The sequence below is a fragment of the Agromyces litoreus genome, assembly GCF_040496015.1.
In the GTDB taxonomy this organism is placed as follows: Bacteria; Actinomycetota; Actinomycetes; order Actinomycetales; family Microbacteriaceae; genus Agromyces; species Agromyces litoreus.
The window spans coordinates 25411-49805 of the sequence record NZ_JBEPKA010000011.1; the positions used below are offsets into that span (position 1 = coordinate 25411).

The following is a 24395-nucleotide window of genomic DNA, read 5'->3' on the forward strand; positions in this document are numbered from 1 at the left end:
AGCACGGCTATGCCTCGTCGTTCTCGCGTTCGGACGGCTTCGCGATGTGCTCTGAGAAGCTCGTCCCGCCCGAGCCGCGACCTTGCCGAAGCAGTGATTCGACGTGCTCCAGCTCAATCGGGTAGAGACGTGGTGGCTCCGTGCTCAACCCCCTGAACAGACGCGCGACGTTCCACAACCCCTTGATGCGCTCCTTCACTAGGAAGGTGAGTCCCATGTTCCTCAACGGGTCTACCCAGCGCGACGTCATCTGCCAGTGACGACCGCGTTTGCCGTTCGACATTTCCAAGTAGCTCAGTGACGGCCCGTTCATTGTGAACATCGGCGCGCCACCCGCGGGACCGATAGAAATGGCCGTTTCTCCCGGACCCACAGCAAGGCCATGCTTTGCCGCGTTGTACGCGTTTGCCGCGCTGCCGACCTCCTCGATGGCCACTCGAAGAAGTCGGACAAGGCCATCCCGATGACTCGTCCACGCCTCTTCTGAGAGGCCCGGAAATCCGCTCGGATCCGACGCGTACGAGAACACCTCAAGGACGTCGGCCTGGCGAACAGGATCATCGAGCTCGCGGCCGAGTTCGCGAATCGCCAGCTTGAACTCGCGAGCGCTGATGAGCGAGGACAACTGGATCCAGGGACACTCCGCTCGGAAGGCATGCGCAAGGTAGAGGCGCAGCATTGTCTCGCAGGAATGATGCAGGAGGACGGTCGATTCGAGAGTCGCGTACTGATCTAGCTTTGCTCGATCGATGACAACCCCACTCATCCGCATGTCTCGGTAATTGATCTCCTGCGACCAGAGCAGATCGTGATCAACCGTGTCGCTGACAGTCAGGACGAGCGATCGAAGCCGTGTATCGATGTACTCGGACGGGTCCATTTTGTAGAAACGCTCGTTGAGCCGAGGGTGCTCGTATTGGCTGACGGGGATCTCGACAGGTGCCATGAAGCCCTACGGTATCTGTCACCGCAGGCAGTCAGGCGAAGCGCGCGACCCGCGCTCTCCGAACCTTGATTGCCCAGAACGTGCCCCGTGGCGTCACATCGCCGGTGACGCACTAGCCGGACTGTGTCAGTTCATCCCTTGCCAGTCGGGCCGCGTGCGAGAGCACGGAGTGCTCCGTGATGGCTCTTCGCAATCGGTCTTCAGGGACGCCCAACTCGTGCAGCATGTTGAGCACGACCACAGCCGCTGTGACCTCAACAATGGCGTATAGCTGCCTGAAGTCACCTCCACCACCGGATCCTTCGTGAGCCAGTTTGTTCCGGGCCTGACCCGCGAGCCTTGCCCATGTCTCAGGGTCCGGCACCAGCATTTCCATGACGGCTCCGGGCCGCTTCGCGAGCGCGAGCAGGCGCTGCTTGAGCGTCGGCTCGTTCCGCCCGAGCATGTCCGAGAGCCAGGGCTTTCTGCGCGCCGGAATGGCACCCATTAGAAGGTTCTTCAGCTCATCGAACTCGTCCTGAGGGATTCGGGGACCCAGTTTAAGCGCCCTGTGCATCGCCTCAGCCGCGGCGACTGCTGTGACGACGCGCGTCTCGATGTAGCCGCCAGTCACGTACCGCAGGCCGAGGATCATCCCTCGCGCCGCCGAGAACTGGTCATGCAATGCCAGCCAACCGGGCAGCAGGTCCGCGAAGGGTAGATCATTCGGAGTAAGCAAGAGGTCGGTCACCGCTGGCGCGTCTGGCTGAGGCACGACATGGCGCCGCGAATAGACCTCGACCTTGTGGGGCTCGTCTCGCAGCGGATAATCGTCGGGATATCTGTCCGGTGTCGCGGGCAGATAGACACGCATCGCAATCAGTCCGCATGCCTTCAGCGTGGAGAACGACATGAGGTCCGCCACCGCAGAGAAGTGGCGAATCCATTCCATGAGCGCTCGACCGTCCGGCGACCGAAGCTCAATCGAGGCGTGCTCTTTCACGCGCGCGATCGTCGCTGCGCGTGTGGTCTCAATGCTGGGGAGCCAACTGAGAAGGTGCATCTTGATCTCGATGTCACCGAACGTAGCTACCAAAGGCTCGATCCGTTCTACCTCGATCGCGCCCGTAGCCTGCGAACCCTTGGTCCAAGTGACTTTCGTTTCGATGCTCGTGCGGGGCAGCCACGCAGTCAGATTCTCTACGGTCGCAGTTCCCGAGACGAACGCTGCCTCATCAGGGGAATCAAGATGGCACCCGATGAGTGCCGTGTTCGCGCCGAGTTCGAGCACATCGGGAGGCGAGCCCGGCGCGTCAAACAGATTCGAGCGCGCCTTCACCGTTCGCGCGTCCAGGACCGTCACGAGTTGCCGTTCGACTTGGCCTAGAATCATCGGCCATTGTTGAAACCCACCGCTCACCGAGTAGCCCCCTGTGCCGATAGCAGTCATCACGCGGTACTCCCACCCGCCGATGAGGCTCAAGTGGAGCCCCTGGCCCGGGTCGTAGGTGAGGATCCCCGCGACTCGATGATCTGGCTCCTCGGGCAGCCACCAGTGGCCTTTCCAGCTTTGAGGCTCATTCAACGTCGGCTCGGCCATGGAGCCATCCTGCCGAGGCGTGCGCTGGCATCGCGTACTCGACGCGCAGCGGGCGGAAATTGGCCGTTTCCGTCGTTGCGCGCCGTCCGGCAAGCGCACCCGCGGTAACCCAACGACGGACCGGCCAGGACGGCGCACAACGACGGATGCGGCCGGTATCCGCCCTAGGTGACATACCCCCGAGACGGTAGAATAGAAAGCGCGAGGGTAGGCACGGAAGAGTGCTGAATTCCCCGCCCATCAGGGCGTACTCGCGTAGCTGCATAGGGCAGATCGCCCAGCTACTTGGGACGACGGTTCGCCCGCCGGGGCCAATTCGGCGGGGCCTCATAGCTCAGGGCAACGGGACGCACCCGGGAGACGGTTACTCCCCGGAAGGCCCATCATGGCCCCGTACATCAGCAAGCAGCAGGCCGCCGCGCGCGTCGGCCGTACCGTCAAGACGATCGAAAACTGGATCGGTCACGGCTACATCACCGGCTACCGTGACGCTCCGGGCTCGATCCTCGTGAACCTCGAAGAGCTTGAGACTGCGCTCAAACAGAACTCCCGCATGCGCGACGGCCGCAGGACGTACGGCAAGGACGCGCGCATCGTTCCGGTCATCGTCCATCGCGCCGAGGTCGTCAGCCCGCTCGAAGGCAGCGACCGGTGAGCGCCGCGACGCCCGCCGAGGCAGCGCACGCCCTCCCGCCCCTCACCGAGGAGCAGGCGGCGCGCGTGGCGGCGCTGCTGAGCCTCACCAGCGGGGAGGCCCGACGATGACCCGGCCCGCGGAACACCGCACAGCGGAGCAGTACAAGTGCCAGTGGCCCGAGTGCGGGAGACCATTTCACGCCCACTATCAGGGCCACCGGCTCTTCTGCGGCAACCCGTGCAGGGGCGCATTCAACAGCCACCGGCACCAGCGCCTGCGCGAACTGGAAGACGCGGCGTACTTCAACACGATGACGCAGCGGCAGATCGCTGCCGGCCTCGCCGCGCTGCACGTCGAGCCGCAGCTGTGGGACGAGACGACGACGGAGCCGACACCATGAGCGCGGCGCTGGAGGCGATGGAGTCGGCCCTGTGGCAATTGGACCGGAGCCTCGCGCGATTGAGTCGGCCGCTGACGGTCGTCATCATCGTGGATGCGTGGATCGCGGGACTGCGCGAGGCGGGCGTGAAGGCGGAAAACGCGAGGGCGTGGAGCCGGGGGAGCAAGTGGGCGACGAAGCTCCCCCTCGTGATCGAGTTCCCCTGTCCCTACATGCACCGGACACCCGACCGGCGCGACTTCAGGAGAGTGCGGCTGATCGTCGAGGACGACGGTTGGGTGAGCGTCGATCCGGATTCGCCATGCGAGAAGTGCAACGATCAGGTCCTCGCGCGGTGGCTGCTGACATGCCCGAGATGCGAGTACGGAGAAGAAGGCGACTTCCACCGAGCCGGGCACGACATGGGACAGAAGCGCGGTCGCACTCGGAGCGGCCCCGGGATCGTGGGAAGCACCTCACCGGTCTCGTTTGTGCTGTGGCAGTTCGGCCTCCTCGCTGCGATGGCGGACGCGCGGTGGTGGGTCGAACGTACCGACGAGGCGATCGCGGAACTCGACGGAATCTGGCCCGACTGGCTTCCGGAGCATCGAGAGGAGTTCGTCACGCAGCGGCTCGCACGCGCCCGGCGCCTGCTCGCGCGGACACCACCGCCGACGGCGCGGAGCGCGCCCACGGCCCCGGCGGAGAGCTGGACTGAGCGCCGCACGCTCGCCTGGCTCGAACAGAACGACATCGACGCCACGCTCACCGCTCGGGCAGCATGGGCGCGCGCGAACGCGATCGACGGTCATCCGCCCAAGCGAGCTGTCGAAGCGGCCCTACGTCACGCCAAGTCGGGCACCGCCTGAACTGCCCCGTCACCGTCCCACCACGTCCTGTCCCGACTGTGCACACTACGTGTGCACGTCGGGACAGGACAGACGGGACAAAGCAGAGCAGCCCCGGCGGCTCCTAGAAGCGAGGCGCGAGAGAGAAGTGTCCAGACGCAACGAGAGCGTCGACTTGCCGCCGACCGGCGTCACGGACCGCCTGCTGGCGCGGCGTGAGGTCCGCCTGCGTCGAACGGATGTGCTGGACGGCGGACCGGATCGGGTTTGCGGTGGGGACGCCAAGGGCCATGAGGGACTGGTTCTGCTGCGGCTCATGAGACTCCATTGAGTGATCTCCTTTTAGCTGCGCTACATCTTCATGTTGTTGCCGTAGTACGCTACTTAACATACGCCTCAGAGCGTTGCTGCTGGCAGTAGGGCCGGGCCGAGAGATCGGACCCCCGCTATGCCCTCTATCGAACGAACCGCCAGCCTGTTCCGCTCAGAGCCCGACAGGAGGGCGCAGGAACTCCGTGGTACTCGCGTACCACTCGACGCTGCAACGCTGTCTACGGCTGCGCAGGGGCGCATGGCGCCTGCGCAGGCGCCGACGCGGCCGATACCTGCGCTTGACCAGCGGGCGGCGCAACGTCGCGCTCTGAACCTGGCGCTGCAGGTCCGCTGCCCGGACCGGCGGCACTGGCAGGCACGAGTGGGCGTGACCTGCACGCCGCCGGACGCAGCCCACCCTTGGGGATGGATCTGCCTCGCGAGGATCGAACGGGAGGTCACCACCCGCACGAGTCGGATGCGGACGGAGGCTGCCCGCCGAGCCGGTGAGAAGCGACGCGACAGGCTCAGGGAGCGAGCCGCCCGAGCATCTGCGGAGCGAGCCCGGATCGCCGCAGTGATCCACGAGGCGGCGCAGCGATGATCCGCCTGCCGTACGAGCCGAGCCCGTGGGATGCCGCGCAGGACGCTCGAGCTCGAGCCGCGGACCGGCGGCGCGAGCAGGCGGCGCGCTGGAACCCGGCTCCGCCTGCCCGGCCGGAGCCGCCTGCACCCAATCCGCGGCCGAAGCTGAACCTCAAGCCGAAGCCGGAGCCAGCACCGCCGCCCGCACTGACGATCCCCGAGGGATCGGTGGTGCTGTCCCGTGAGGAGTATCAGGCGGTCAAGGCGCTGATGCGCGCCGTGCCGGACCTGGACACCGCCACCCGTGCGCGACGTCACCGCGGCGGCACCCAGCGATTCTGAGCGAGGAGACACCATGACCCCCGACGCCCACCCCACCGCGACCATGACGGTCACGAAGTCCATCCCACTGGGACCCGACGACCTGGCCTGCTACGCCTGCGGGTGCGCGGTGCCACCGCCCCACGGCGCGCTGGTCGACGTCGAGGGGATGCCGGAATGGGTCGTGGCTCTGGACGACCCCCGCCCGAGAGCCGGGAAGACCACAACCATGACCCGGTGCGCTCGATGCGAGCAGGCTCACGAGCGGGCAGCCACGCTGCTTGACGAGCACCCCCGGGTGAAGGCTCAGATGGGCAGCCGCAGCATCGGGCTGCACCGCGTGGAGGCCGCCCTGAACGCGCTCGACGCGATCGGGCGGGACACGCCGCTGCACACGGACGCGAGCCTGCGCCTCCTCGTGGAGCACATGACCCCGCTCGGCGTCGCCGTCCGATGGGCGTCGCAGTTCACACCGGTGTGGACCAAGGAGGCACGCGACGACGTGGCCGCCTCACAGCCGTGGGAGCACGTCACGACGTGGCAGCGGGAAGACCTGCGCAAGGCGTTCGCCGGGCTGCTGAACGCGCGCGTGGAGCGCCCTTTGCCGTACGGACCCCCGACCGGCGGCGGGTGCATGCTGTGCGGCGTAGAGACCGTGAGCGCGCTCCCGTCGCAGGCGGCCGGCCTGTGGACACCTGCCACCGTCGACCCGTCTGCGATCGGCGGACGGCGCTCCCCTGAGCGCGTCGCCGGGTACCTCTGCCCGACCTGCGACCGCGCGCGCTCGGAGGTCGGCTCACTCGGACCTACCGCGATGGAGCGCAGCGTGATGCTCCACTTCGCACTGCGCCGCCGCTCGATGACCCCAACCGAGCTCGTCGGCTTGCGAGGCTGGCTCGTATCAGGGGTCGACGAGCCGAACGAGCGGCCGTGGGAGCACATCCTGAACATCGAGGACGTGGCCGAGCACCTGCGGGGCTGAAGCAGAAGCGTTCTTCCATCCTCGCGACCGAAGTGCGGCTAGATTCCTAGAAAGGCCTTGCCGAGTTCGATGAGCGAGCCTGCTACAACATCAGACGCGACGCTTCCCGCAACCACGATCGCGCCGGAACGCACCCGCTCGAGGAAGCGGCTCGTACGATCCCCGTCCACTCCGCCGTCTGACTCGACGGCATCGACGAACTCGCGCGCAGTTTCAGCGGAGAGACCTAGCGCTTCTGCAGCCACCCTCAGGCTCTCAGGATCGCCCTTCCTGACCTGCGACCGCTGAACGATGTGCGATCCGGCCGCGATATTCGTACCGTCGCCCGTGATGTGGTTCGTGATGTTGTAGACGACGGCCGCGAGCGCAGGCTCGCTGCTGACAGTAGGACCACCCACAGTGCCGGCGTCCGGAAAGGCGGTCTGTAGTTCGAGGGCAAACTCGAGCGCCTTGGAACGGACTACGTCGACCAAACCGCGGAGGCTCTGCCTCGTAATCACGTTCGCGGCTTGATACAGCTCATGCATCTCGATGGTGAACGCACCCGAGTCGGAGTACCGCTTCACATCGGCCACAGACCACGGGCGGGAGGCGTCTCCCGATCCCTCCGACAGCATCTGTATCTCAACGAGCGGCTCGCGCAGCTCGGCCTTCCAGCGATCCGCCATACCTGGAGGCATCACAGTCAGGGGGTAGGTCCGGAATGATTGCATGAAGCCCGCAAAGGTGCCCATGACGTTGGTGTCGAGGACCCTGTACGCCGGAAGTTCGGCGTCAGGCGCATACCCGCTCAACTCCTGACGGACCCAGGCGGCGATATCCGCCGCCCCAGCCCGGTGCGCCACCACTTGCACCTTTCGCAAGAGATCCGGGGTACTAACCGTCGAATCGGTGCTGGCGTCGATAATGTCATCGAGCATTGTCATGCGGCTCACCGTATCGGGAAGCGCCGCCGAGATTGGGAAAATCGCAAAACCACCGGTCAGTTCATAAGCAAATTGCTTGGTTTTGAGAGGTCGAACGCGGACCCGTGCTTCGGCAGCGCTGCGGGCGAGAGGTTGACGGTGAGGCGCCGGTTCGGAAGCGGGCAGCCCGCATTGGTCGCGGCGGAGCGCACGCGCTCACGTGCTTCGCCGAGAGCGGCATCCGGCAGCCCGATGATGACGAACGCCGGGAGCTGGCTCGACAGGTCGGCCTCCACCTCGACGACCGATCCGGCAAGGCCCACGAGCGCGATCGAACGCGTGCGTGCGACGGGCATCAGGCCACCCCGCGGAGGTGCTCGACGATCGCCGGTTCCGTCGCGGGCGCGAACACGGCGACCGCGTCGATCCGGATCCGCCCGGACCGGGCGCCGCGTTCGTGGCACCAGGCGAGCGCCAGTCGGCGCAATCGCGCGAGCTTCCGGGCGGTGATCGCCTCGAACGGGTGGCCGTAGCCGTCGCCCGACCGCGTCTTCACCTCGACGAAGACGGTCTCATCGCCGTCGCGCACGACGAGGTCGATCTCGCCGTGGCGGCATCGCCAGTTGCGTTCGAGCACTCGCATGCCGCGCGCCTCGAGGTGCTCGGCCGCCAGTCGTTCGCCGCGCCGGCCGAGTTCGGTGTTGTGGGCCATGCGGAAAGGGTCGTCGTGCGCTCGGGCACGAAGGAGGCGATCGCCGGATCCGGGGCCCGAGTGGGGCGAGTCGGCGACGGGGAGGACGAGTGACCGACGACGCGTCGAGGGCGGCTCGCCTGGACCACGGCGTCATTCGCGAGACTCGACGTTGCCGGGCAACCCGACGACGGCGATCACTCCTCCGGGACCTGCCGGAGGGCGCGGATCTGCGTGACCGCGGCGATGGAGTACCCGACGGCGATCCCGAGACCCCCGAGCGGCCAGAGGAAGTTCATCGAGGACAGTGGCCCCGCTCCGAGGACACCGCGCCCGCCCGACACGACGATCTCCGCCAGCACGACGAGCCCACCGCCGGCCATGACCAGCACCGCCTGCGTGCTGGTCGCGACGGACCGGGGTCCGTCGCGCCCGGTCGATCGCAGGAGCAGGACCCCTGCGACGAGCACGGCCACTCCGCCCGCGCCGTGGATCAGGGCCGCAGCGACGAGGCTGGCTGGAGGCCCGGCGATCAGGAACGCGACGAGGAGCGACGACGTGGCGGCGAGCGCGTACAGCACCCCGATCGGAACGCCGCGCCGACCGGACAGCACCAGGTGGTGGACCGCCAGGACGGCGAGGCCGATCGCCTCGATCAGGAATCCCGGAATGAGCAGGCTGTCGTCGCGCACGTAGAAGTACGACTCGTCCGTCGCGCCGATGAAGAGCAGCAGGGCCGAGACCGCCAGGAGCGTCGACGCCGCGAAGGCTGCGGCGATCGACAGCTTGGTCCTCGGGGTGGCGCCGGCCGCCGGTGGTGTCGTCGAACGATCCCGCGATTCCGAAGCAGCCCCCTCCGGTGGCTCGGAGGCCTGCTCGGCGCGGTGCTCCTCGTGCATGGTGCTGGGGTCGTCGACCTGGCCAGCGCCGGCTGACGGCGATGCCGACCCGCTCGGCGCTTCGGCGTCGTCGGGTATCGCCCTCCCCGCCACCGCCGTCGGCACCTCGCCGACGGGATTCGCGTCGCCCCGGGCCCCCGTCACCCCGGTCTCCTGGAGCTGCTGGACCCGGGCTTCGGTGGGAGCGTCGACGATATCGAACAACCTCGAGTCCTGGCCCCGGAGGTAGAGGACGGGCGTCGCGAATTCACTCTCCTTCATGGCCCCGACGATGGCGCGTCGCGCCGGCGCCATTGCCGAGTCGATCGGCAGTCCCCGTGCGAGCCCGGCGTAGAGACTGTCGCTGAACGCGATCGCGGCGTCGTCGGTGATCTCGAACTGCATGCCGATGACGGCGGGGATGTCGAATCCGACGAGGCTCGTGGCGACACCGGAGAATGGATCGATGTGCGAGGTCCGGGCTCCCTCGCAGGCGTTCAGCACGACCAGCCGCAGGCTCTCCTCGTCCTGCAGCATCGCACCGAGATCCTCGCCGGACACGTCGTGTGCGCGTCCCTGCGGAGTTTCGAGCACCAGGACGCCGGATTCGGTCCTGCTGTCGTACGCCCCATGGCCGATGTAGTGCAGCACATGGATGTCGTCGGGTTCGGCGATTCGCCGTCCGAGCTCGCCCAGCGTCGCGCGATCGAGCCAGGTGAGTTCCACGAGTCCCGCGTCGATCAGGCGACCCAGCGCTCGTTCCAGGTTCGCCCGCTCAGCGTCCGCATCGAGCTCGTCGTATCCCGTTGGACTGCTCACCACGCCGAGCACCCGGAGCGGGAGCTCGACCTTGCGCGGAGACAGGGCGGTGTCCACGTCGAGCGAGCGCACCACTGGGGTCCGAGTCGATTGGGCGATGAACCGCGGCCGCTTGTAGAGGAACTCCCACGGAAGTCGCATGAGTTCGGGAGATCCGGAGAGTCGCAGCGTGATCCTCAGACCGCGAAGCCGCTCGGCCGCGGCCGCTCGTGCCGAGTGGTAGACGGTGCCGATGTCATCCTTCATCAGGGACTCGAACAGCGCCGAACCGAGCTCCTTGATCTCGGCGATCCGGTCCTCCCCCGAACCGCCACGTCGGCGGGCGAGTCCCACACGGAGCACGAAGTCATCGAGCTCCAGATCGTCCAGCGGCGGGGTGAACGTCCCGCGGACCGTGCGACCGTCCGGTGCCATGGCGAGGACGCGGTATACGCCGTCGGCATCGCGGTCGATGCGGAGTTGGAGGTCTTCGTAATCGGCGTCAGGCATGATGACGACCTCGAATCGATCGAGGGGGTCGTCGGCCACCGATCGGCTCGCCGACTTCGCCGCCGCGCGTCGTCAGGCCGATCATGTCGCTCACCACCCCGAGGTCCCGGGCTGCTCGATGAGCTCGTGTGCTCAGTATGCTCCGTCGATCGACCCGCGTCATCGGGGAGCGCCCTGATCACTGCCGGCCGTGAGCGTCACCGCCGGGGCGTCGACCCGCCGCTACTCCTCCAGCGCGAGGTCCTTGGGCAGCTCGAACTCGCGCGCGGCGAGCTCCTCGACGTTGACGTCCTTGAACGTCAGCACCCGCACCGCCTTCACGAAGCGGTCGGCCCGGTAGACGTCCCAGACCCAGACGTCCTTCATCGTGAGCTCGAAGTAGAAGTCGTGCTCGGTGTCGCGGCGCACGAGTTCCACCTCGTTCGCGAGGTAGAACCGCCGCTCGGTCTCGACCACGTACTTGAACTGCGACACGATGTCGCGGTACTCGCGGTAGAGCGCGAGCTCCACTTCCCGGTCGTAGTCGTCGAACTCGTCTTCATCCATCGTGGATCATCCTACTTCGAGGTCGAACAGCGACGGCGCCGGTTCGGGTGCGCGATCGTGCAGCCACGTGCGGCGGTGCAGGTCGCTCGGGCCGTGCTCGGCGATCGCCGCGAAGTGGGCGGGGCTCGAGTACCCCTTGTTCTCGTGCCACGAGTACAGCGGGGTCTCGTCGTGCGCCCGCCGCATCCCGCGGTCGCGGTGCACCTTTGCGATGACGGATGCCGCGGAGACCGACGCGCAGTCGCGGTCGGCCTTGATCCGGGTGATCACCTGCGCGCGATGCTCGATGGAAGGGCTGAGCCAGTCGTAGTTGCCGTCGAGCAGGAGCGGCGCACCCGCGACGAGCCCGCGGTCGACGCCCAGCGCGGCGAACGCGCGCGCCCCGGCGAGCCCGAGGCAGGCCATGATGCCGAGTCGGTCGATCTCGTCGGCCGACGCCTCCCCGACCGCGGACGCCACGACCCATGACGCCGCGCGCGGCGCGAGCAGCTCCCGCTTGGGCTCGGGGAGCATCTTCGAGTCCCGAAGTCCGGCCGGCATCCGGCGCACCGTGGCGTCGATGACGACCATCCCGACGCTCACCGGGCCCGCGAGCGCGCCGCGCCCGACCTCGTCGCACGCCAGCACGACGGGTGCGCCGCCGGAGAACAGCTCGCGCTCGAGCCTCAGCGTGGGCACGCCGGCGCGGCTCACCTCAGCCGGTCCCGTCGTCGACGCCGGCGAACACCTCGGGGTAGTTGTCGAGCCAGGCCCAGTTGGATATCGGCCAGCTCACGACGACGGCCCGGCCCACGACGTTGTCGATCGGGACGAAGCCCTCGAGCGGGGTCTCGGTGTTGTAGCGGGAATCCTTGGAGTTGTAGCGGTTGTCGCCCATGACCCAGAGCGAGTCCTCAGGCACGGTGACGTCGAAGTCGTCGCGCGAGACCTTCGTCTCGCCGGGCGGGAGCACGACGTACGGCTCGTCGAGCGGGATGTCGTTGACGGTCATCTGGCCGAGCGCGTTGCAGCATGCCACGTGGTCGCCGGGGAGGCCGATCACGCGCTTGACGAGGTGGTCGTTGGAGTCCGGCGCCGAGAGGCCGACGAAGGCGAAGAATCCGTCGACCACCGCGACGAGCGGAGGCCGCGACTGCTCGGCGCGCGCGGGAAGCCACCCGCCCGGGTCCTGGAACACCACCACGTCGCCGTGCTCGATGGGCGTCACGTCCGGGACGAGCTGGTTGACGATGATGCGGTCGTCCTGCATCAGCGTCTCCTCCATCGACTGCGACGGGATGAAGAACGACCGGATCAGGAACGTCTTGATGAGGAACGAGACGAGCACGGCGACCAGGAAGATCACCACCAGGTCGCGCAGGAACAGCAGTGCGCTCCGGCGGCGCGAGGGCGCGGCGGAGGTGGCGCGATCATCGCGCTCGGTGCGTGTGTCTTCAGTCATGAAACGGCTCGAGCTCCCCGACCCAGTCTAGGGGTGGGGAGCTCGAGTGGATGACGCGTGTGGAGCGGCGTTCGCCGATCAGCTGTCGCGCTTCTCCTTGATCTTCGCCTTCTTGCCGCGGAGCTCGCGGAGGTAGTAGAGCTTCGCACGACGGACGTCACCGCGGGTGACGACCTCGATGTGGTCGATGACCGGCGAGTGCACCGGGAACTTGCGCTCGACGCCCACCTGGAAGCTCACCTTGCGCACGGTGAAGGTCTCGCGCACGCCCTCGCCGGAGCGGCCGATGACGACGCCCTGGAAGACCTGGATGCGCGAGCGGTTGCCTTCGACGATGTTCACGTGCACCTTGACGGTGTCGCCCGGGCGGAAGTCCGGGATGTCCGAGCGGAGGCTGGCCGCGTCGACGTGGTCGAGGATGTGCATGATGGTTCGCTCTCTGCGCCCGCCACCGGTCGAACGCGGATCATGGATTGGGAAAGTGTTCGGCGCCGTTCGCGCGATCGCTCGCGACGTGCGGGCTCCCCGGAGGCAGAGCCATGCGACGGCACAAGCATCCATTCTGCCAGATGGGGGCCTCGCCGGCCAAAACCGGGCGGATGCGACGACCCCGCGGCGACGCGACGCGCGGCCTCAGCGCCGATCGTCGTCCCAGCGACGCTCCTCGCGGATGACGATCACCTCGCCGGCGTCCTCCGCCGCCGGGCGCATGGACGGGCCTGCAGCGCCGGTGCCGGAGGCCGCACCGGCCGCGACGATCCGCTCGTACTCGTCCATTGTCGCGCGCACCCGGCGCGCGCCGTCCCGGAGCAGGCGCCAGACCGCGTACCAGAACGCCACGACGGCGCCGATCATCGCGAGGACGGCGAACGTGATGCCGGTCGGCCCGTAGAGGCCCGCCGCGATGATGAGCAGGTGCCAGACGCCGAGCACGGCGACATCCGACCAGGCGACCGCCCGCGCGCTCCGCACGTCGGGCCGCGCCGCGACGACGAGCGCGACGACCCCGAGCGTGACGAACGCGATCGGCGCGGCGAACATGAGCCCGAGCACGCCCCAGCCGCTCGACCCGAAGATCGCGTAGCCCAGGAGCAGCCACAACGGCAGCACCACGGCCGCCGCGAACTGCCAGCGGTAGAACCCCCGTCGGATGAGCATGTGGCCAGCGTACTTCGCGCGGTTGCGAGCGGACCGGGTGTTCACTCAGGGCGGAGCCGACAGAATGGGATGCGGAGAGGATGAGCGTGATCGAACTGAGGACCCCTGCTGAGATCGAGCAGATGCGACCCGCGGGTCGTTTCGTGGCCAGCGTGCTGGAGGCGACGTCGAAGGCCGCGGCCGTCGGCGTGAACCTCCTGGAGCTCGACGCGCTCGCGCACGAGATGATCCGGAAGGCCGGCGCGGAGAGCTGCTACATCGACTACCACCCGTCGTTCGGCGCGAGCCCGTTCGGCAAGGTCATCTGCACCTCCGTCAACGACGCGGTGCTGCACGGACTCCCCCACGACTACCGCCTGAAGGACGGCGACCTGCTGAGCCTGGACTTCGCAGCGGCGGTCGACGGCTGGGTCTCCGACTCGGCGATCTCGGTCGTCGTCGGCACGCCGCGCGACGAGGACCTGCGCCTGATCGACACCACGCAGCGGGCGCTCGACGCCGGCATCGCCGCCGCCCGGCCGGGCAACCGCATCGGCGACATCTCGCGCGCGATCGCCGACGTCGCCAAGGCCGAGGGCCTGAAGATCAACATGGACTTCGGCGGCCACGGCGTGGGGCGCACGATGCACGGCGAGCCGCACGTGCCGAACAACGGCCGACCGGGTCGCGGGCTGCCGCTGAAGCCGGGGCTCGTGATCGCGATCGAGCCGTGGTTCCTGCACACGACCGACCGGATCCGCACCGACCCGGACGGATGGACGCTGCGAAGCGTCGACGGGTCGCGCGGCGCGCACTCCGAGCACACGGTCGCCGTCACGGACGGCGACCCGATCGTGCTGACCCAGCGCGGCTGAGCTCGGCGGGAGCCGCAGCGGCCCGGCCTCAGGCGTGCTCGCGCTGGTCCTGCCCGACCGCCGTGTACCGGTCGAGCACGAGTTCGACGAGCGCGGTCGGCGGCGGCGCGTCCGGGAGCAGGAGCGGGTCGGCGATCGCGTCCGCGCCGGCGGCGACCGCTTGGTCGTAGAAGGTGCCGGGCGCGAGCAGGTACGGCCCGACGACGATCCGCGAGCCCGGATGCACCTCGCGGATCATCTCGATCGCATCGGGCAGGCGCGGGATGGCCGCGGCGATGAACCCGACCGTGACCGAGCGCCCGAGACGCTGCCCGAGACGTCGGGCCGTCTCGAAGCACTCGCGCACCGCACGCGGGTCGTTCGACCCGGCCGCGGCGAGCAGCACGGTGTCGCCGTCGGCGATGCCGTGCACGAGGAGCCGCTCGGCGAGCACGTCGACGAGGCGGTCGTCGGGTCCGAGCTCGGGTGCGAGCCGGGCCGATCCGCCGATGCGGTCGAGGCCGAGCGAGAGACCGGTGCGGACGTGGAAGCCGGCCGACAGCACGAGCGGCACGATCACGGCGTCCGGTTCGGCCGCCGCCTCGAGCGCGGCGCCGATGTCGGCGTGGCTCGCGTCGACGAACGTGATCGACACGGCGAGCTCGGGGCGAGCCGAGGCCACGCCGTCGACCAGGCGGATCACCGCCTGGCGGTTCGCTGCGGACGGAGCACCGTGGGTGACGGCGACGAGCCGGAGCGGGGGGCGGCGATCGGGCGCCGACTCGACTCCGAGGTCACTCGTCCGACCCATCTTCCGACCCGCGCTTTCCGGCGGAGTCCGGTCTCATCCGCCGCTCCGACGGTATTCAGGGCGTGTTTCGCCGAACACACCCGCGTGTTTCCGGCGCGTGAAGAGTCCCTCACTCGGGGGTGGTCGGCTCCTCGGCGGGATCGGGTGCGACCGGGGTCTCGCCGAGCAGTTCCGGGCGCACGCGACGCGTTCGCTCCACCTGCTGCGCGCGCCGCCACTCCGCGACGCGACCGTGATGGCCCGACAGCAGGACGGGCGGCACCTCGAGCCCGCGCCACTCCGCGGGCTTGGTGTAGCTCGGGTACTCGAGCAGTCCGTCCTCGTGGGACTCCTCCACGAGGCTCTCGGGGTTGCCGACGACGCCCGGCACCAGTCGCCCGGCCGCCTCGATCATCGCCATCACCGCGACTTCGCCGCCGTTCAGCACGTAGTCCCCGAGGCTGACGAGCCGGACGCGCATGCGAGTGGCGTAGTGGTCGACGACGCGCTGGTCGATGCCCTCGTATCGCCCGCACGCGAACACCAGGTGCTCCTCCGCCGCGAGCTCCCGCGCGGTGGCCTGCGTGAACGGCTCCCCCGCGGGCGACGGAACGACCAGCAGTGCCTCGGACGGACCCTCGCCGACGATGGAGTCGAGCGCCTCGCCCCACGGCTCCGGCTTCATCACCATGCCGGCGCCACCACCGTAGGGCGTGTCGTCGACGGTGCGGTGCCGGTCGTGGGTGAAGTCGCGGAGGTCGTGGGTCACGACCTCGATGAGGCCGGTCTGCCGGGCCTTGCCGAGCAGCGACAGGTCGAGCACGTCGAAGAACGACGGGAAGATCGTGACGATGTCGATGCGCATCGCCGCCGCCTACTCGCCGTCGGGCTCGGGCGCGTCGCCGGGCCGGTCGGCGTCGTCGGCGGGCCGGGTGCTCTCGCGCGGCTCGTCCAGCTCCTCGAAGAGTCCCGGAGGCGGCGTCACCGTCAGGGTGCCCGCCTCGAGGTCCACCTCGGGCACGATGGCCGAGACGAAGGGGACCATGACCTCGCGGCCGCCGCCCTTGACGACGAGGAGGTCCTGGGCCGGCAGGTGATCGACGTGCGCGACCTCGCCGACCTTCTGGCCGTCGCGCATGACCGACAGCCCCACGAGCTGGTGGTCGTACCAGGCGTCGGGCTCGGGTTCCTCGTCGGACGGCTGGTCGACCCAGAGGATCGCCCGCACGAGGCCCTCAGCGGCCGTGCGGTCGTCGACGCCCTCGAAGAAGCCGACGGGCTGGCCGTTGTACCAGCGCAGCTCTCGGAGCGTCAGGGTGCGCCCGTGCCAGGGGGAGCTCTCGGGGACCTGGAGCGAGAACTCGGCGCCGGGCACGAAGCGCCGCTCGGGGTCGTCGGTGTAGAGCTCGAGCTTGATGGCGCCCTTGAGGCCGTGCGCCTTGGTCAGGCGACCGACGCGCAGCTGGGGCGGGCGGGATGCCGCGGCCACGTCAGTCGTCGGTGTCGACGACGTCGACACGGACTCGGCGACCGTCGGCGAGGGCGGCGACGATGGTGCGCAGGGCCTTCGCCGTGCGACCGGACCGCCCGATGACGCGGCCGAGGTCCTCGGGGTGCACGTGCACCTCGAGGACCTCGCCGCGTGCGCTCGACGCGGAGACGACCTTCACCTCGGCCGGGTGATCGACGATCCCCTTGACGAGGTGCTCGAGCGCGGAGGTGAGCAAGGCCTTACGCCTCGTCCGACGCGGTCTCGTCGGCGGCCTCGGCGGGCTCGTCGGCCTTCGCCGGCTTCTCGGCCTTGGGCTTGACGACCGACTTCTTGTTCTCGTCGACCTGGTACTCGGTCTTGGCCTCGGCGGTCAGGACGGTGGACTTCGCGTCCTTGTCGCCCTTGAACTTGCCCCAGTCGCCGGTGAGCTTGAGGATGGCGAGGACCTGCTCGGTCGGCTGCGCGCCGACGCCGAGCCAGTACTGGGCGCGGTCCGAGTCGACCTCGATGAACGAGGGGTTCTCGGTCGGGTGGTACTTGCCGATCTCCTCGATCACGCGACCATCGCGCTTGGTGCGCGAGTCGGCGACGACGATGCGGTAGTACGGGGCACGGATCTTGCCGAGCCGCTTGAGGCGGATCTTGACAGCCACGATTCTCCTGGATGTGTTGTGAGGTAGGCGAACTGACAGCCGTGAGCGTGGGGTGCACACTCGGCGGAAGCTCAAAGGGTGTCCTGCGCGCCGGATAGAGGGTCGGGCGGTACAGAACTCGACTGACCATTCTTGCAGATTTCGGCGCAGGAGGATAATCCGCCCGGCGCGATCCGCGCCCGTACCGACCGGCGGCACGCCGTGGCAGGATGGGCGCACGCCGTGCACGCCGTGCATGTCGCGCTGCGAACGACGGGGGGCCGCCCATGCAGATCGAGTTCGCGCGGTCGGAACGGTCCACCGTGGGCATCGAGTGGGAGCTCGCGATCGTCGATCGCTCGACGGGTGAACTCGCCTCGGTGGGCGATCGGGTGCTGTCCGAGCTGGGCGACGCCGACGGGACCCCGCACGCGTCCATCACGTCCGAGCTGCTCACGAACACCGTCGAGCTGGTCAGCGGCGTCCACGACCGCGTGTCCGGCGCCGTCGAGGACCTGACCGGCCAGGTCGCCGAGGTGCACGCCGTGCTCGACCGCCTCGGCGAGTACGAGCTCATCTGCAGCGGGTCCCACCCGTTTAGCCGCTGGTACGACCAGCGCCTGACCGACAAGCCCCGCTACCGCAAGCTCGTCGAGCGCACCCGCTGGTGGGGGCGCAACATGATGATCTGGGGCATCCACGTGCACGTCGGCATCGAGGAGCGCGACAAGGCGCTGCGGATCCTCGACGCGATGCTCGCGTACGTCCCGCACCTGCAGGCCCTGTCGGCGTCGAGTCCGTTCTGGGCGGGCGTCGAGACGGGCTACGCGTCCAACCGCGCCCTGATGTTCCAGCAGCTGCCGACCGCAGGACTGCCGTACCAGCTGCCCGACTGGGCGTCCTACGAGCGGTACGTCGACGACCTCGTCCGGACGGGCGTGATCGAGGACCACACCGAGGTGCGCTGGGACATCCGCCCCTCGCCGCGCTGGGGCACCGTGGAGGTGCGGGTCTGCGACGGCGTCTCGTCGGCCGAGGAGATCGGCGCGATCGCCGCGCTCATCCAGTGCCTCGTCGAATGGATGTCGACCCGCCTCGACGACGGCGAGACGCTGCCGACCATGCAGACGTGGTACGTGCGCGAGAACAAGTGGCGCGCGGCGCGGTACGGCATGCACGCGGAGATCATCACCGACGCCGCCGGGAACGAGCGCCCGGTCGCGGAGGCGATCGCCGAGCTCCTCGTCACCCTCGCGCCGTTCGCCGAGCGCCTCGGCTGCGCCACCGAACTCCAGCGCATCCGGCGCACGCTCGAGCACGGCGCCGGGTACCAGCGGCAGCTCCGGGTCGCCGAGGAGCACGACGGCGACCTCACCGCCGTGGTCGCGCACCTCGCTCGGGAGCTCCGAGAGGGCACCGGCAGCGGGCCCGACCGGGGCTAGGCGGGGATCCGACGGGTGCGGATGAGCTCCGCGAACCAGCGCGCGCTGGCCTTGGGCAGTCGCTCGAGCGTGTCGTAATCGACGCGCACGATGCCGAAGCGCTTGGAGTACCCGTACCCCCACTCGAAGTTGTCCAGCAGTGACCACACCTGGTAGCCGCGCAGGTCGACCCCACGGGCCAGGGCGCGGTGCGCGGCCGTGAAGTGCCGGCGCAGGTAGTCGATCCGGTCCTCGTCGGGCACCTCGGGGCCGCTCGGCCCGTCGACGACGCGGTCGTCGAACGCGGCGCCGTTCTCGGTGATCATGAGCGGCACCTCGGGGTAGGCGCCGTGCAGCGCGACGAGCAGGTCCTCGAGCCCCGACGGGTCGATGTTCCATCCCATCGCCGTCGCCGGCCCCGGCTGCTCGAGGAACTCCACGTGCTCGGAGCCGGGCCACGGCGTGCCGCCCATGTCCTTGTGCCCGTCCGCGTGGGCGCGCGGCGAGACGCCGTCCCACATGCGCACCGTGACCGTGGAGTAGTAGTTCACGCCGAGCAGGTCGATCGGCTGCGCGATCAGCTCGGTGTCGCCGGGCTTCACGAACGCCCAGTCGGTCACCGCGGCCGTGTCCTCGATCACGTCGGCCGGATAGCCGTCGCCGAAGAGCGGGCCGAGGAACACGCGGTTGGCCAGGCCGTCGATGCGGCGCGCGGCCTCGTGCCCGGTCTCGCCGGAGGGGCGGATGACATGCAGGTTGAGGGTGATCGAGAACTCCGGGTCGTTCACGACCACCTCGCGCAGCGCCGCGACCGCGAGGCCGTGCGCGAGGTTCAGGTGGTGGACCGCCGCGAGCGCCTTCGCGCCGTCCGTCTGCCCGGGCGCGTGCGCGCCCGACCCGTAGCCGAGGTACGCCGAGCACCACGGCTCGTTCAGCGTCGTCCACACGGCCACGCGGTCGCCGAGCCGCTCCCCCAGGATCCGGGCGTAGTCGGCGAACGACTCGGCGGTCGCGCGGTTCGTCCAGCCGCCCTCATCCTCGAGGGCCTGCGGCAGGTCCCAGTGGTAGAGCGTCGCGATGGGGCGGATGCCGCGGGCGATGAGCCCGTCGACGAGGCGCTCGTAGAACGCCAGGCCCGCCTCGTTCGCCGGGCCCCGGCCCGTGGGCTGGATGCGGGGCCACGCGATCGAGAACCGGTACGCCTCGAGCCCGAGCTCGACCATGAGGTCGAGGTCGGCGTCCATCCGGTGGTAGTGGTCGCACGCCACGTCGCCGGTATCGCCGTTCCACACCTTGCCGGGGGTGTGGCTGAACGTGTCCCAGATCGACGGACCGCGGCCGTCCTCCGTGGCCGCGCCCTCGATCTGGTACGCGGCCGTGGCCGAGCCGAGGAGGAAGTCGGGGGCGAACTCGAGGCCCGAGTCGCGGTAGTCGGGGTCGCCGGTGGTCATCGTCGCTCCGTCCCGGTGGCGAGGCGGGGTCGCCACCGCTCCAACCCTATGCCGAGCCGGCGGCTGCACCGACGGGGTCACCCGGCCGGCGGCCCCGTCGGCCGTCCGGTCAGCGGCCGAGCATCTTCTGCAGGGTGGCGAGTTCCTCGTCGCTCGGCGCGCCCTTGGCGCCGCCGCCGAGGCCGAAGCCCGACCCGGCCGGGGCGTTCGCCGCAGGCGCCTGGCCCGAGGCGAGTGCGGCGTTCTCCGCGGCGCGCTTGGCGGGGTTGCCGGATCGCGAGCCCTGCGGCTTCTTTTTGCCCTTGGCCTTGCGGGCGCCGCCGCCGTGCCCGCCGGGGATCGGGCCCATGCCCGGCACCTGCGGCACGCCGCCGCGTGCGACGGTCTTCATCATCTTGGCGGCCTGCTCGAAGCGCTGCACGAGCTGGTTCACGTCGGTCACGGTCATGCCCGAGCCCTTCGCGATGCGCAGGCGACGCGAGCCGTTCAGCAGCTTCGGGTTGCGTCGCTCCGCGGTCGTCATCGACTGGATGATCGCCTCGGTGCGCACGATCTCGCGCTCGTCGAAGTTCTCGAGCTGCTGCTTCATGCCGCCCGCGCCGGGGAGCATGCCGAGCATCTTCTTGATCGAGCCCGCGCCGCGCAGCTGCTGCATCTGCTGGAGGAAGTCCTCGAGCGTGAACTGCTCCGTGGCGAGCTTCTCGGCGACCTTGATCGCCTCCTCCTCGTCGAAGGCCTGCTGGGCCTGCTCGATGAGGGTGAGGATGTCGCCGAGGTCGAGGATGCGGCTGGCCATGCGGTCGGGGTGGAACGGCTCGAAGTCGTCCAGGCCCTCGCCGGTCGAGGCGAAGATGATGGGGCGGCCGGTGACCGAGGCCACCGAGAGCGCCGCGCCGCCGCGCGCGTCGCCGTCGAGCTTGGAGAGCACGACGCCGGTGAAGTCGACGCCGTCCTGGAAGGCCCTCGCGGTGGTCACCGCGTCCTGGCCGATCATCGCGTCGATGACGAAGAGCACCTCGTCGGGGTTCGTCGCCGCGCGGATGTTCGCGGCCTGCTTCATGAGCTCGGCGTCGACGCCGAGCCGGCCCGCGGTGTCGATGATGACCACGTCGTGCTGGGCGCGCTCGGCCTGGGCGACGGCCTGCTTGGCGACCTTCACGGGATCGCCCACGCCGTTGCCGGGCTCCGGGGCGAACACGGCCACGCCGGCCTGCTCGCCCACGACCTGGAGCTGGTTGACGGCGTTCGGCCGCTGCAGGTCTGCGGCCACGAGCATCGGCGTGTGGCCGTCCTTCTTCAGCCACTTCGCGAGCTTGCCCGCGAGCGTGGTCTTTCCGGCGCCCTGGAGGCCCGCGAGCATGATGACCGTCGGCGGGTTCTTGGCGAACTGGAGTCGGCGCTGCTGACCGCCGAGGATGCCGACGAGCTCCTCGTTGACGATCTGCACGACCTGCTGGGCGGGGTTCAGCGCGCGGTTCACCTCGTCGCCCAGTGCGCGCTCGCGCACCGTCGCGGTGAACGACTTCACGACGTCGAGCGAGACGTCGGCGTCGAGGAGGGCGCGCCGGATCTCGCGGACGGTGCCGTCGACATCGGATGCGGAGAGCTTGCCCTTGGTGCGGAGGTTCTTGAACGTCTCGGTCAGACGGTCAGAGAGGGTGCCGAACGTAGCCATGATGCCCTCAAGTGTAGAGGGCCGCGGGTGGGCGGACGGTGCGGGGCCGCTCAGTCCTCGTGGCGGACGTCGACGATCTCGCGCCCGACGTCGATCGAGACCACGAGGCGCTCGTCGGTGTCCTCCGGCGCGAGCCCGTACTCGAACTCGGCGAAGGCGTCGCCCGGCTCGTCCGCGTCGGGCCGGAGGTCGACGCGGACGAGCGACATCGACCGCAGCGCGTCGATCTGGCGGTCGCCCGAGTCGCGACCGATGGCGGTCTCGACCTCCTCCGCCTGCGGCGACTCGGGGTCGAGCAGCGTGAGCAGGAAGCGCATGACCGGCGACCCGCTGGAGTCGAGCTGGGTCACGAACGCGGAGCGGAGCTCGTCGTCGACGAGCTCGAGCTCGCCGACGAGGGTCGCCGCGGCGTCGAGCGCGGCCATCGACACGGTGTCGGCGTCGGCGTCGAGGACGACCTCCACCCGCTGGTCGCCGTACTCGACGTCTTCCGACCAGTAGTCACCGACCAACCCGAAGTAGTCGTGCTCCATCGACATCGGTCCCGCTCCCCTCTCAGCCGACCAGCTGCTGTGCGAACACGTGCGGCGTGAACCCGGTGAGGTCGCCGATGCCCTCGCCCTGGCCGATCAGCTTGATCGGCAGGCCGGTCTTCTCCTGCACGGCGATGACGAACCCGCCCTTGGCGGAGCCGTCGAGCTTGGTGAGCACGAGTCCGGTCACGCCGCCGTGCTCGATGAACGCCTCGGCCTGGGCGAGCCCGTTCTGGCCGGTCGTCGCGTCGAGCACCAGCAGCACCTCGCTGATCGGCGCCTGCTTCTCGACGACGCGACGGATCTTGCCGAGCTCGTCCATGAGCCCGCCCTTGGTGTGCAGCCGTCCTGCGGTGTCGATGATGACCATCTCGGTGCCGGTGCGCTTGGCGTAGTCGACCGTCTGGAACGCGACGGAGGCGGGGTCCTGACCCTCGCGCTCGGGACGCACCACCTCGACGCCTGCGCGTGCGGCCCAGGTGGCCAGCTGGTCGACCGCGGCGGCGCGGAAGGTGTCGGCGGCGCCGACGACGACGCTGCGGTCGTAGTTGCGCAGGAACTTCGCGAACTTGCCGATGGTGGTGGTCTTGCCGACGCCGTTCACGCCGACCACGAGCACGACGGCCGGACGTTCGGTGAGCTTGAGCGTCGGGTCGTACTTCGCGAGCCGCTCCTCGATCGTCTCGCGCAGCATCCGCTGCACGTCGCGCGGGTCGGTGGTCTTGTACCGCTCGACCTGCGCCTGGATCGACTCGACGATCTCCTCGGTGACGGCCGGTCCGAAGTCCGCGCGGATGAGCGCGGCCTCGAGGTCGTCCCACGTGTCCTCGTCGATCGTCCTCGCGCCGAACACGTTGCGGAGGGCCGATCCGAGCGACCACGATGCGCGTTCCACCATGCCGTCCAGCCTACGGGTGACGGATGCCGCCCACTCACCCCGCAGTCCACCCCGCACCCGCGCGGTCGCTCGTTACCGAGCGCGCTCCGGGTCCGCAAGGCCTTGTCGCGGCGAGCGGCGACCGGAAGCATCGTGGCGCAGTCGGAAGGAGACCCATGCCCCTCGTCGGATTCCACGCCTCGCACGAGCAGATCCCGCCGAGCGAACTGCTCGACGCCGTCGTCCACGCCGAACGCGCCGGGTTCGGCGCCGCGATGTGCAGCGACCACTGGGCCCCCTGGAGCGTGCGGCAGGGGCACTCGGGCTACGCGTGGGCGTGGCTCGGCGCCGCGCTGCAGGCCACGTCCTTCTCGCTCGGGGTGGTCACGGCGCCCGGGCAGCGCTATCACCCGGCCGTCGCGGCGCAGAAGATCGCGACCCTCGGCGAGATGTTCCCGGGGCGCTTCTGGGCCGCCATCGGCAGCGGCGAGGCGGTGAACGAGCACATCACGGGCGAGCCGTGGCCCGACAAGGACACGCGCGACCGGCGGCTCGCCGAGACGATCGACGTGATGCGGCGGCTGCTGGCCGGCGAGACCGTCGACCACGACGGCACCTTCAGCGTGCACGAGGCGAGGCTCTGGACCCGCCCCGACACCACGCCCGCGCTGGTGGCGGCCGCCGTGAGCACCGAGACCGCCGCGGAGACCGCCGAATGGGCCGACGGCGTCATCACCGTCGACCAGGATCGCTCGGCTTTGAAGGACTTCATGGACGCGTACCGCGGCGCGGGCGGCCGCGGGCCGGTCTGCGTCCAGGTGCACCTGAGCTGGGCGCCGACCGACGACGAGGCGGTCGCCATCGCGCACGACCAGTGGCGGCAGAGCCTCGTTCCGCCGAACCTCGCATGGGAGCTCGCCAGCCCCGAGGCCTTCGACGAGCGGACCTCGGACGCCTCGCCGGGCGAGGTGGCGGAGACCCTGCTCGCCTCCTCCGACCTCGAGCGGCACCTGGATGCGCTGCAGGAGCTCGCCGACCTCGGCGTGGACCGGATCTACCTGCACCATGTCGGGCAGGAGCAACGCGGGTTCATCGATGCCTTCGGCGAGCACGTCCTGCCGAGGCTGTCGACGACGGACGATGCCGCTGCGCCGACCACGACCGCGGGGAGCTGA

The 24395-nt window shown here is 69.4% G+C and carries 27 protein-coding genes and 1 pseudogene; 8 read left to right on the plus strand and 20 right to left on the minus strand.

Annotated elements, in window-relative coordinates; all coding sequences use genetic code 11:
• Nucleotides 1-7: 7 nt before the first annotated feature.
• On the minus strand, nucleotides 8-946 hold the full coding sequence (locus tag ABME01_RS09750; RefSeq protein ID WP_353828211.1) for a hypothetical protein: 939 nt from the start codon (nucleotides 944-946) through the stop codon (nucleotides 8-10).
• A 112-nt stretch (nucleotides 947-1058) separates the two neighbouring features.
• Complete coding sequence (locus tag ABME01_RS09755; RefSeq protein WP_353828212.1) at nucleotides 1059-2525, minus strand: ApeA N-terminal domain 1-containing protein; 1467 nt, start codon at nucleotides 2523-2525, stop codon at nucleotides 1059-1061.
• Between the two features lie 385 nt (nucleotides 2526-2910).
• On the opposite strand from ABME01_RS09755, the gene ABME01_RS09760 reads away from it, so the two are divergent.
• The 5 genes from ABME01_RS09760 to ABME01_RS09780 all read left to right on the plus strand — a co-directional run bounded on the left by ABME01_RS09760 (nucleotide 2911) and on the right by ABME01_RS09780 (nucleotide 6589).
• Complete coding sequence (locus ABME01_RS09760) at nucleotides 2911-3180, plus strand: hypothetical protein (protein ID WP_353828213.1); 270 nt, start codon at nucleotides 2911-2913, stop codon at nucleotides 3178-3180.
• Nucleotides 3181-3286: 106 nt separating this feature from the next.
• Nucleotides 3287-3562 carry a hypothetical protein gene (locus tag ABME01_RS09765; RefSeq protein WP_353828214.1) on the plus strand — a complete coding sequence of 92 codons (276 nt, stop codon included), beginning with the start codon at nucleotides 3287-3289 and terminating at the stop codon, nucleotides 3560-3562.
• On the plus strand, nucleotides 3559-4410 hold the full coding sequence (locus ABME01_RS09770) for a hypothetical protein (protein ID WP_353828215.1): 852 nt from the start codon (nucleotides 3559-3561) through the stop codon (nucleotides 4408-4410). The genes ABME01_RS09765 and ABME01_RS09770 overlap by 4 nt, the downstream gene beginning before the upstream one ends.
• A gap of 891 nt (nucleotides 4411-5301) precedes the next feature.
• The gene (locus ABME01_RS09775) at nucleotides 5302-5628 is read left to right on the plus strand and encodes a hypothetical protein (RefSeq protein ID WP_353828216.1); all 327 of its coding nucleotides are present in this window, start codon (nucleotides 5302-5304) and stop codon (nucleotides 5626-5628) included.
• Nucleotides 5629-5641: 13 nt separating this feature from the next.
• Nucleotides 5642-6589 carry a hypothetical protein gene (locus ABME01_RS09780; RefSeq protein WP_353828217.1) on the plus strand — a complete coding sequence of 316 codons (948 nt, stop codon included), beginning with the start codon at nucleotides 5642-5644 and terminating at the stop codon, nucleotides 6587-6589.
• Between the two features lie 38 nt (nucleotides 6590-6627).
• Here the strand turns inward: ABME01_RS09780 and ABME01_RS09785 are convergent, their stop codons facing one another.
• The 9 genes and pseudogenes from ABME01_RS09785 to ABME01_RS09825 form a co-directional block, all read right to left on the minus strand.
• Nucleotides 6628-7515 carry an AbiTii domain-containing protein gene (locus tag ABME01_RS09785; RefSeq protein ID WP_353828218.1) on the minus strand — a complete coding sequence of 296 codons (888 nt, stop codon included), beginning with the start codon at nucleotides 7513-7515 and terminating at the stop codon, nucleotides 6628-6630.
• 83 nt (nucleotides 7516-7598) lie between these two features.
• Nucleotides 7599-7850, minus strand: a pseudogene (locus tag ABME01_RS09790) (magnesium chelatase domain-containing protein); the annotation flags it as partial.
• Entirely contained in the window at nucleotides 7850-8206 is a 357-nt protein-coding gene (locus tag ABME01_RS09795; protein ID WP_353828219.1) for a YraN family protein, read from the minus strand. The pseudogene ABME01_RS09790 and the gene ABME01_RS09795, both read right to left, overlap by 1 nt.
• A 176-nt stretch (nucleotides 8207-8382) precedes the next feature.
• Nucleotides 8383-10371 carry a CHAT domain-containing protein gene (locus ABME01_RS09800; RefSeq protein WP_353828220.1) on the minus strand — a complete coding sequence of 663 codons (1989 nt, stop codon included), beginning with the start codon at nucleotides 10369-10371 and terminating at the stop codon, nucleotides 8383-8385.
• 222 nt (nucleotides 10372-10593) lie between these two features.
• Nucleotides 10594-10917 (minus strand): DUF2469 family protein, encoded by a 324-nt coding sequence (locus ABME01_RS09805; protein WP_353828221.1) that lies wholly within the window; start codon nucleotides 10915-10917, stop codon nucleotides 10594-10596.
• Between the two features lie 6 nt (nucleotides 10918-10923).
• Nucleotides 10924-11595 (minus strand): ribonuclease HII, encoded by a 672-nt coding sequence (rnhB, locus tag ABME01_RS09810; protein ID WP_353828222.1) that lies wholly within the window; start codon nucleotides 11593-11595, stop codon nucleotides 10924-10926.
• A 16-nt stretch (nucleotides 11596-11611) separates the two neighbouring features.
• Nucleotides 11612-12358: a signal peptidase I gene (lepB, locus tag ABME01_RS09815; protein WP_353828223.1), complete on the minus strand. Its 747-nt coding sequence runs from the start codon at nucleotides 12356-12358 to the stop codon at nucleotides 11612-11614.
• Between the two features lie 78 nt (nucleotides 12359-12436).
• Nucleotides 12437-12784, minus strand: coding sequence for a 50S ribosomal protein L19 (rplS, locus tag ABME01_RS09820; protein ID WP_353828224.1), 348 nt, complete (start codon nucleotides 12782-12784; stop codon nucleotides 12437-12439).
• A gap of 207 nt (nucleotides 12785-12991) precedes the next feature.
• Complete coding sequence (locus ABME01_RS09825) at nucleotides 12992-13516, minus strand: hypothetical protein (RefSeq protein ID WP_353828225.1); 525 nt, start codon at nucleotides 13514-13516, stop codon at nucleotides 12992-12994.
• A gap of 86 nt (nucleotides 13517-13602) precedes the next feature.
• Between ABME01_RS09825 and map the strand changes: the two genes are divergently transcribed.
• Nucleotides 13603-14370 (plus strand): type I methionyl aminopeptidase, encoded by a 768-nt coding sequence (gene map, locus ABME01_RS09830; RefSeq protein WP_353828226.1) that lies wholly within the window; start codon nucleotides 13603-13605, stop codon nucleotides 14368-14370.
• Nucleotides 14371-14398: 28 nt separating this feature from the next.
• Here the strand turns inward: map and ABME01_RS09835 are convergent, their stop codons facing one another.
• From ABME01_RS09835 to rpsP, 5 genes are all read right to left on the minus strand, one after another.
• Complete coding sequence (locus ABME01_RS09835; RefSeq protein WP_353828227.1) at nucleotides 14399-15160, minus strand: sirohydrochlorin chelatase; 762 nt, start codon at nucleotides 15158-15160, stop codon at nucleotides 14399-14401.
• A gap of 109 nt (nucleotides 15161-15269) precedes the next feature.
• Nucleotides 15270-16004 (minus strand): tRNA (guanosine(37)-N1)-methyltransferase TrmD, encoded by a 735-nt coding sequence (trmD, locus tag ABME01_RS09840; protein WP_353828228.1) that lies wholly within the window; start codon nucleotides 16002-16004, stop codon nucleotides 15270-15272.
• A 9-nt stretch (nucleotides 16005-16013) separates the two neighbouring features.
• A complete protein-coding gene (rimM, locus tag ABME01_RS09845; RefSeq protein WP_353828229.1) occupies nucleotides 16014-16628 on the minus strand; it encodes a ribosome maturation factor RimM in 615 nt (204 codons plus the stop codon).
• Between the two features lies 1 nt (nucleotide 16629).
• Complete coding sequence (locus ABME01_RS09850; RefSeq protein WP_353828230.1) at nucleotides 16630-16866, minus strand: RNA-binding protein; 237 nt, start codon at nucleotides 16864-16866, stop codon at nucleotides 16630-16632.
• Between the two features lie 4 nt (nucleotides 16867-16870).
• On the minus strand, nucleotides 16871-17284 hold the full coding sequence (rpsP, locus tag ABME01_RS09855; protein ID WP_353828231.1) for a 30S ribosomal protein S16: 414 nt from the start codon (nucleotides 17282-17284) through the stop codon (nucleotides 16871-16873).
• Between the two features lie 266 nt (nucleotides 17285-17550).
• On the opposite strand from rpsP, the gene ABME01_RS09860 reads away from it, so the two are divergent.
• A complete protein-coding gene (locus ABME01_RS09860) occupies nucleotides 17551-18705 on the plus strand; it encodes a glutamate--cysteine ligase (protein WP_353828233.1) in 1155 nt (384 codons plus the stop codon).
• Here the strand turns inward: ABME01_RS09860 and ABME01_RS09865 are convergent.
• From ABME01_RS09865 to ftsY, 4 genes are all read right to left on the minus strand, one after another.
• Nucleotides 18702-20135 carry a GH1 family beta-glucosidase gene (locus ABME01_RS09865; protein ID WP_353828234.1) on the minus strand — a complete coding sequence of 478 codons (1434 nt, stop codon included), beginning with the start codon at nucleotides 20133-20135 and terminating at the stop codon, nucleotides 18702-18704. The two genes, ABME01_RS09860 and ABME01_RS09865, sit on opposite strands and share 4 nt — an antisense overlap.
• Nucleotides 20136-20244: 109 nt before the next feature.
• On the minus strand, nucleotides 20245-21810 hold the full coding sequence (gene ffh / locus ABME01_RS09870; RefSeq protein WP_353828235.1) for a signal recognition particle protein: 1566 nt from the start codon (nucleotides 21808-21810) through the stop codon (nucleotides 20245-20247).
• Nucleotides 21811-21860: 50 nt separating this feature from the next.
• Entirely contained in the window at nucleotides 21861-22349 is a 489-nt protein-coding gene (locus ABME01_RS09875; protein WP_353828236.1) for a DUF2004 domain-containing protein, read from the minus strand.
• A 16-nt stretch (nucleotides 22350-22365) separates the two neighbouring features.
• Entirely contained in the window at nucleotides 22366-23241 is an 876-nt protein-coding gene (gene ftsY, locus ABME01_RS09880; protein WP_353828237.1) for a signal recognition particle-docking protein FtsY, read from the minus strand.
• Between the two features lie 155 nt (nucleotides 23242-23396).
• On the opposite strand from ftsY, the gene ABME01_RS09885 reads away from it, so the two are divergent.
• On the plus strand, nucleotides 23397-24395 hold the full coding sequence (locus ABME01_RS09885; RefSeq protein ID WP_353828238.1) for a TIGR03885 family FMN-dependent LLM class oxidoreductase: 999 nt from the start codon (nucleotides 23397-23399) through the stop codon (nucleotides 24393-24395).

What these genes read in the sequence shown, in the direction of transcription:
- ABME01_RS09750 (WP_353828211.1), bottom strand. Translation starts at nt 946, where the DNA reads ATGGCACCTGTCGAGATCCCCGTCAGCCAATACGAGCACCCTCGGCTC.
- ABME01_RS09755 (WP_353828212.1), bottom strand. Translation starts at nt 2,525, where the DNA reads ATGGCCGAGCCGACGTTGAATGAGCCTCAAAGCTGGAAAGGCCACTGG.
- ABME01_RS09760 (WP_353828213.1), top strand. Translation starts at nt 2,911, where the DNA reads ATGGCCCCGTACATCAGCAAGCAGCAGGCCGCCGCGCGCGTCGGCCGT.
- ABME01_RS09765 (WP_353828214.1), top strand. Translation starts at nt 3,287, where the DNA reads ATGACCCGGCCCGCGGAACACCGCACAGCGGAGCAGTACAAGTGCCAG.
- ABME01_RS09770 (WP_353828215.1), top strand. Translation starts at nt 3,559, where the DNA reads ATGAGCGCGGCGCTGGAGGCGATGGAGTCGGCCCTGTGGCAATTGGAC.
- ABME01_RS09775 (WP_353828216.1), top strand. Translation starts at nt 5,302, where the DNA reads ATGATCCGCCTGCCGTACGAGCCGAGCCCGTGGGATGCCGCGCAGGAC.
- ABME01_RS09780 (WP_353828217.1), top strand. Translation starts at nt 5,642, where the DNA reads ATGACCCCCGACGCCCACCCCACCGCGACCATGACGGTCACGAAGTCC.
- ABME01_RS09785 (WP_353828218.1), bottom strand. Translation starts at nt 7,515, where the DNA reads ATGACAATGCTCGATGACATTATCGACGCCAGCACCGATTCGACGGTT.
- ABME01_RS09795 (WP_353828219.1), bottom strand. Translation starts at nt 8,206, where the DNA reads ATGGCCCACAACACCGAACTCGGCCGGCGCGGCGAACGACTGGCGGCC.
- ABME01_RS09800 (WP_353828220.1), bottom strand. Translation starts at nt 10,371, where the DNA reads ATGCCTGACGCCGATTACGAAGACCTCCAACTCCGCATCGACCGCGAT.
- ABME01_RS09805 (WP_353828221.1), bottom strand. Translation starts at nt 10,917, where the DNA reads ATGGATGAAGACGAGTTCGACGACTACGACCGGGAAGTGGAGCTCGCG.
- lepB (WP_353828223.1), bottom strand. Translation starts at nt 12,358, where the DNA reads ATGACTGAAGACACACGCACCGAGCGCGATGATCGCGCCACCTCCGCC.
- rplS (WP_353828224.1), bottom strand. Translation starts at nt 12,784, where the DNA reads ATGCACATCCTCGACCACGTCGACGCGGCCAGCCTCCGCTCGGACATC.
- ABME01_RS09825 (WP_353828225.1), bottom strand. Translation starts at nt 13,516, where the DNA reads ATGCTCATCCGACGGGGGTTCTACCGCTGGCAGTTCGCGGCGGCCGTG.
- ABME01_RS09835 (WP_353828227.1), bottom strand. Translation starts at nt 15,160, where the DNA reads ATGGGTCGGACGAGTGACCTCGGAGTCGAGTCGGCGCCCGATCGCCGC.
- trmD (WP_353828228.1), bottom strand. Translation starts at nt 16,004, where the DNA reads ATGCGCATCGACATCGTCACGATCTTCCCGTCGTTCTTCGACGTGCTC.
- ABME01_RS09860 (WP_353828233.1), top strand. Translation starts at nt 17,551, where the DNA reads ATGCAGATCGAGTTCGCGCGGTCGGAACGGTCCACCGTGGGCATCGAG.
- ABME01_RS09865 (WP_353828234.1), bottom strand. Translation starts at nt 20,135, where the DNA reads ATGACCACCGGCGACCCCGACTACCGCGACTCGGGCCTCGAGTTCGCC.
- ffh (WP_353828235.1), bottom strand. Translation starts at nt 21,810, where the DNA reads ATGGCTACGTTCGGCACCCTCTCTGACCGTCTGACCGAGACGTTCAAG.
- ABME01_RS09875 (WP_353828236.1), bottom strand. Translation starts at nt 22,349, where the DNA reads ATGTCGATGGAGCACGACTACTTCGGGTTGGTCGGTGACTACTGGTCG.
- ftsY (WP_353828237.1), bottom strand. Translation starts at nt 23,241, where the DNA reads ATGGTGGAACGCGCATCGTGGTCGCTCGGATCGGCCCTCCGCAACGTG.
- ABME01_RS09885 (WP_353828238.1), top strand. Translation starts at nt 23,397, where the DNA reads ATGCCCCTCGTCGGATTCCACGCCTCGCACGAGCAGATCCCGCCGAGC.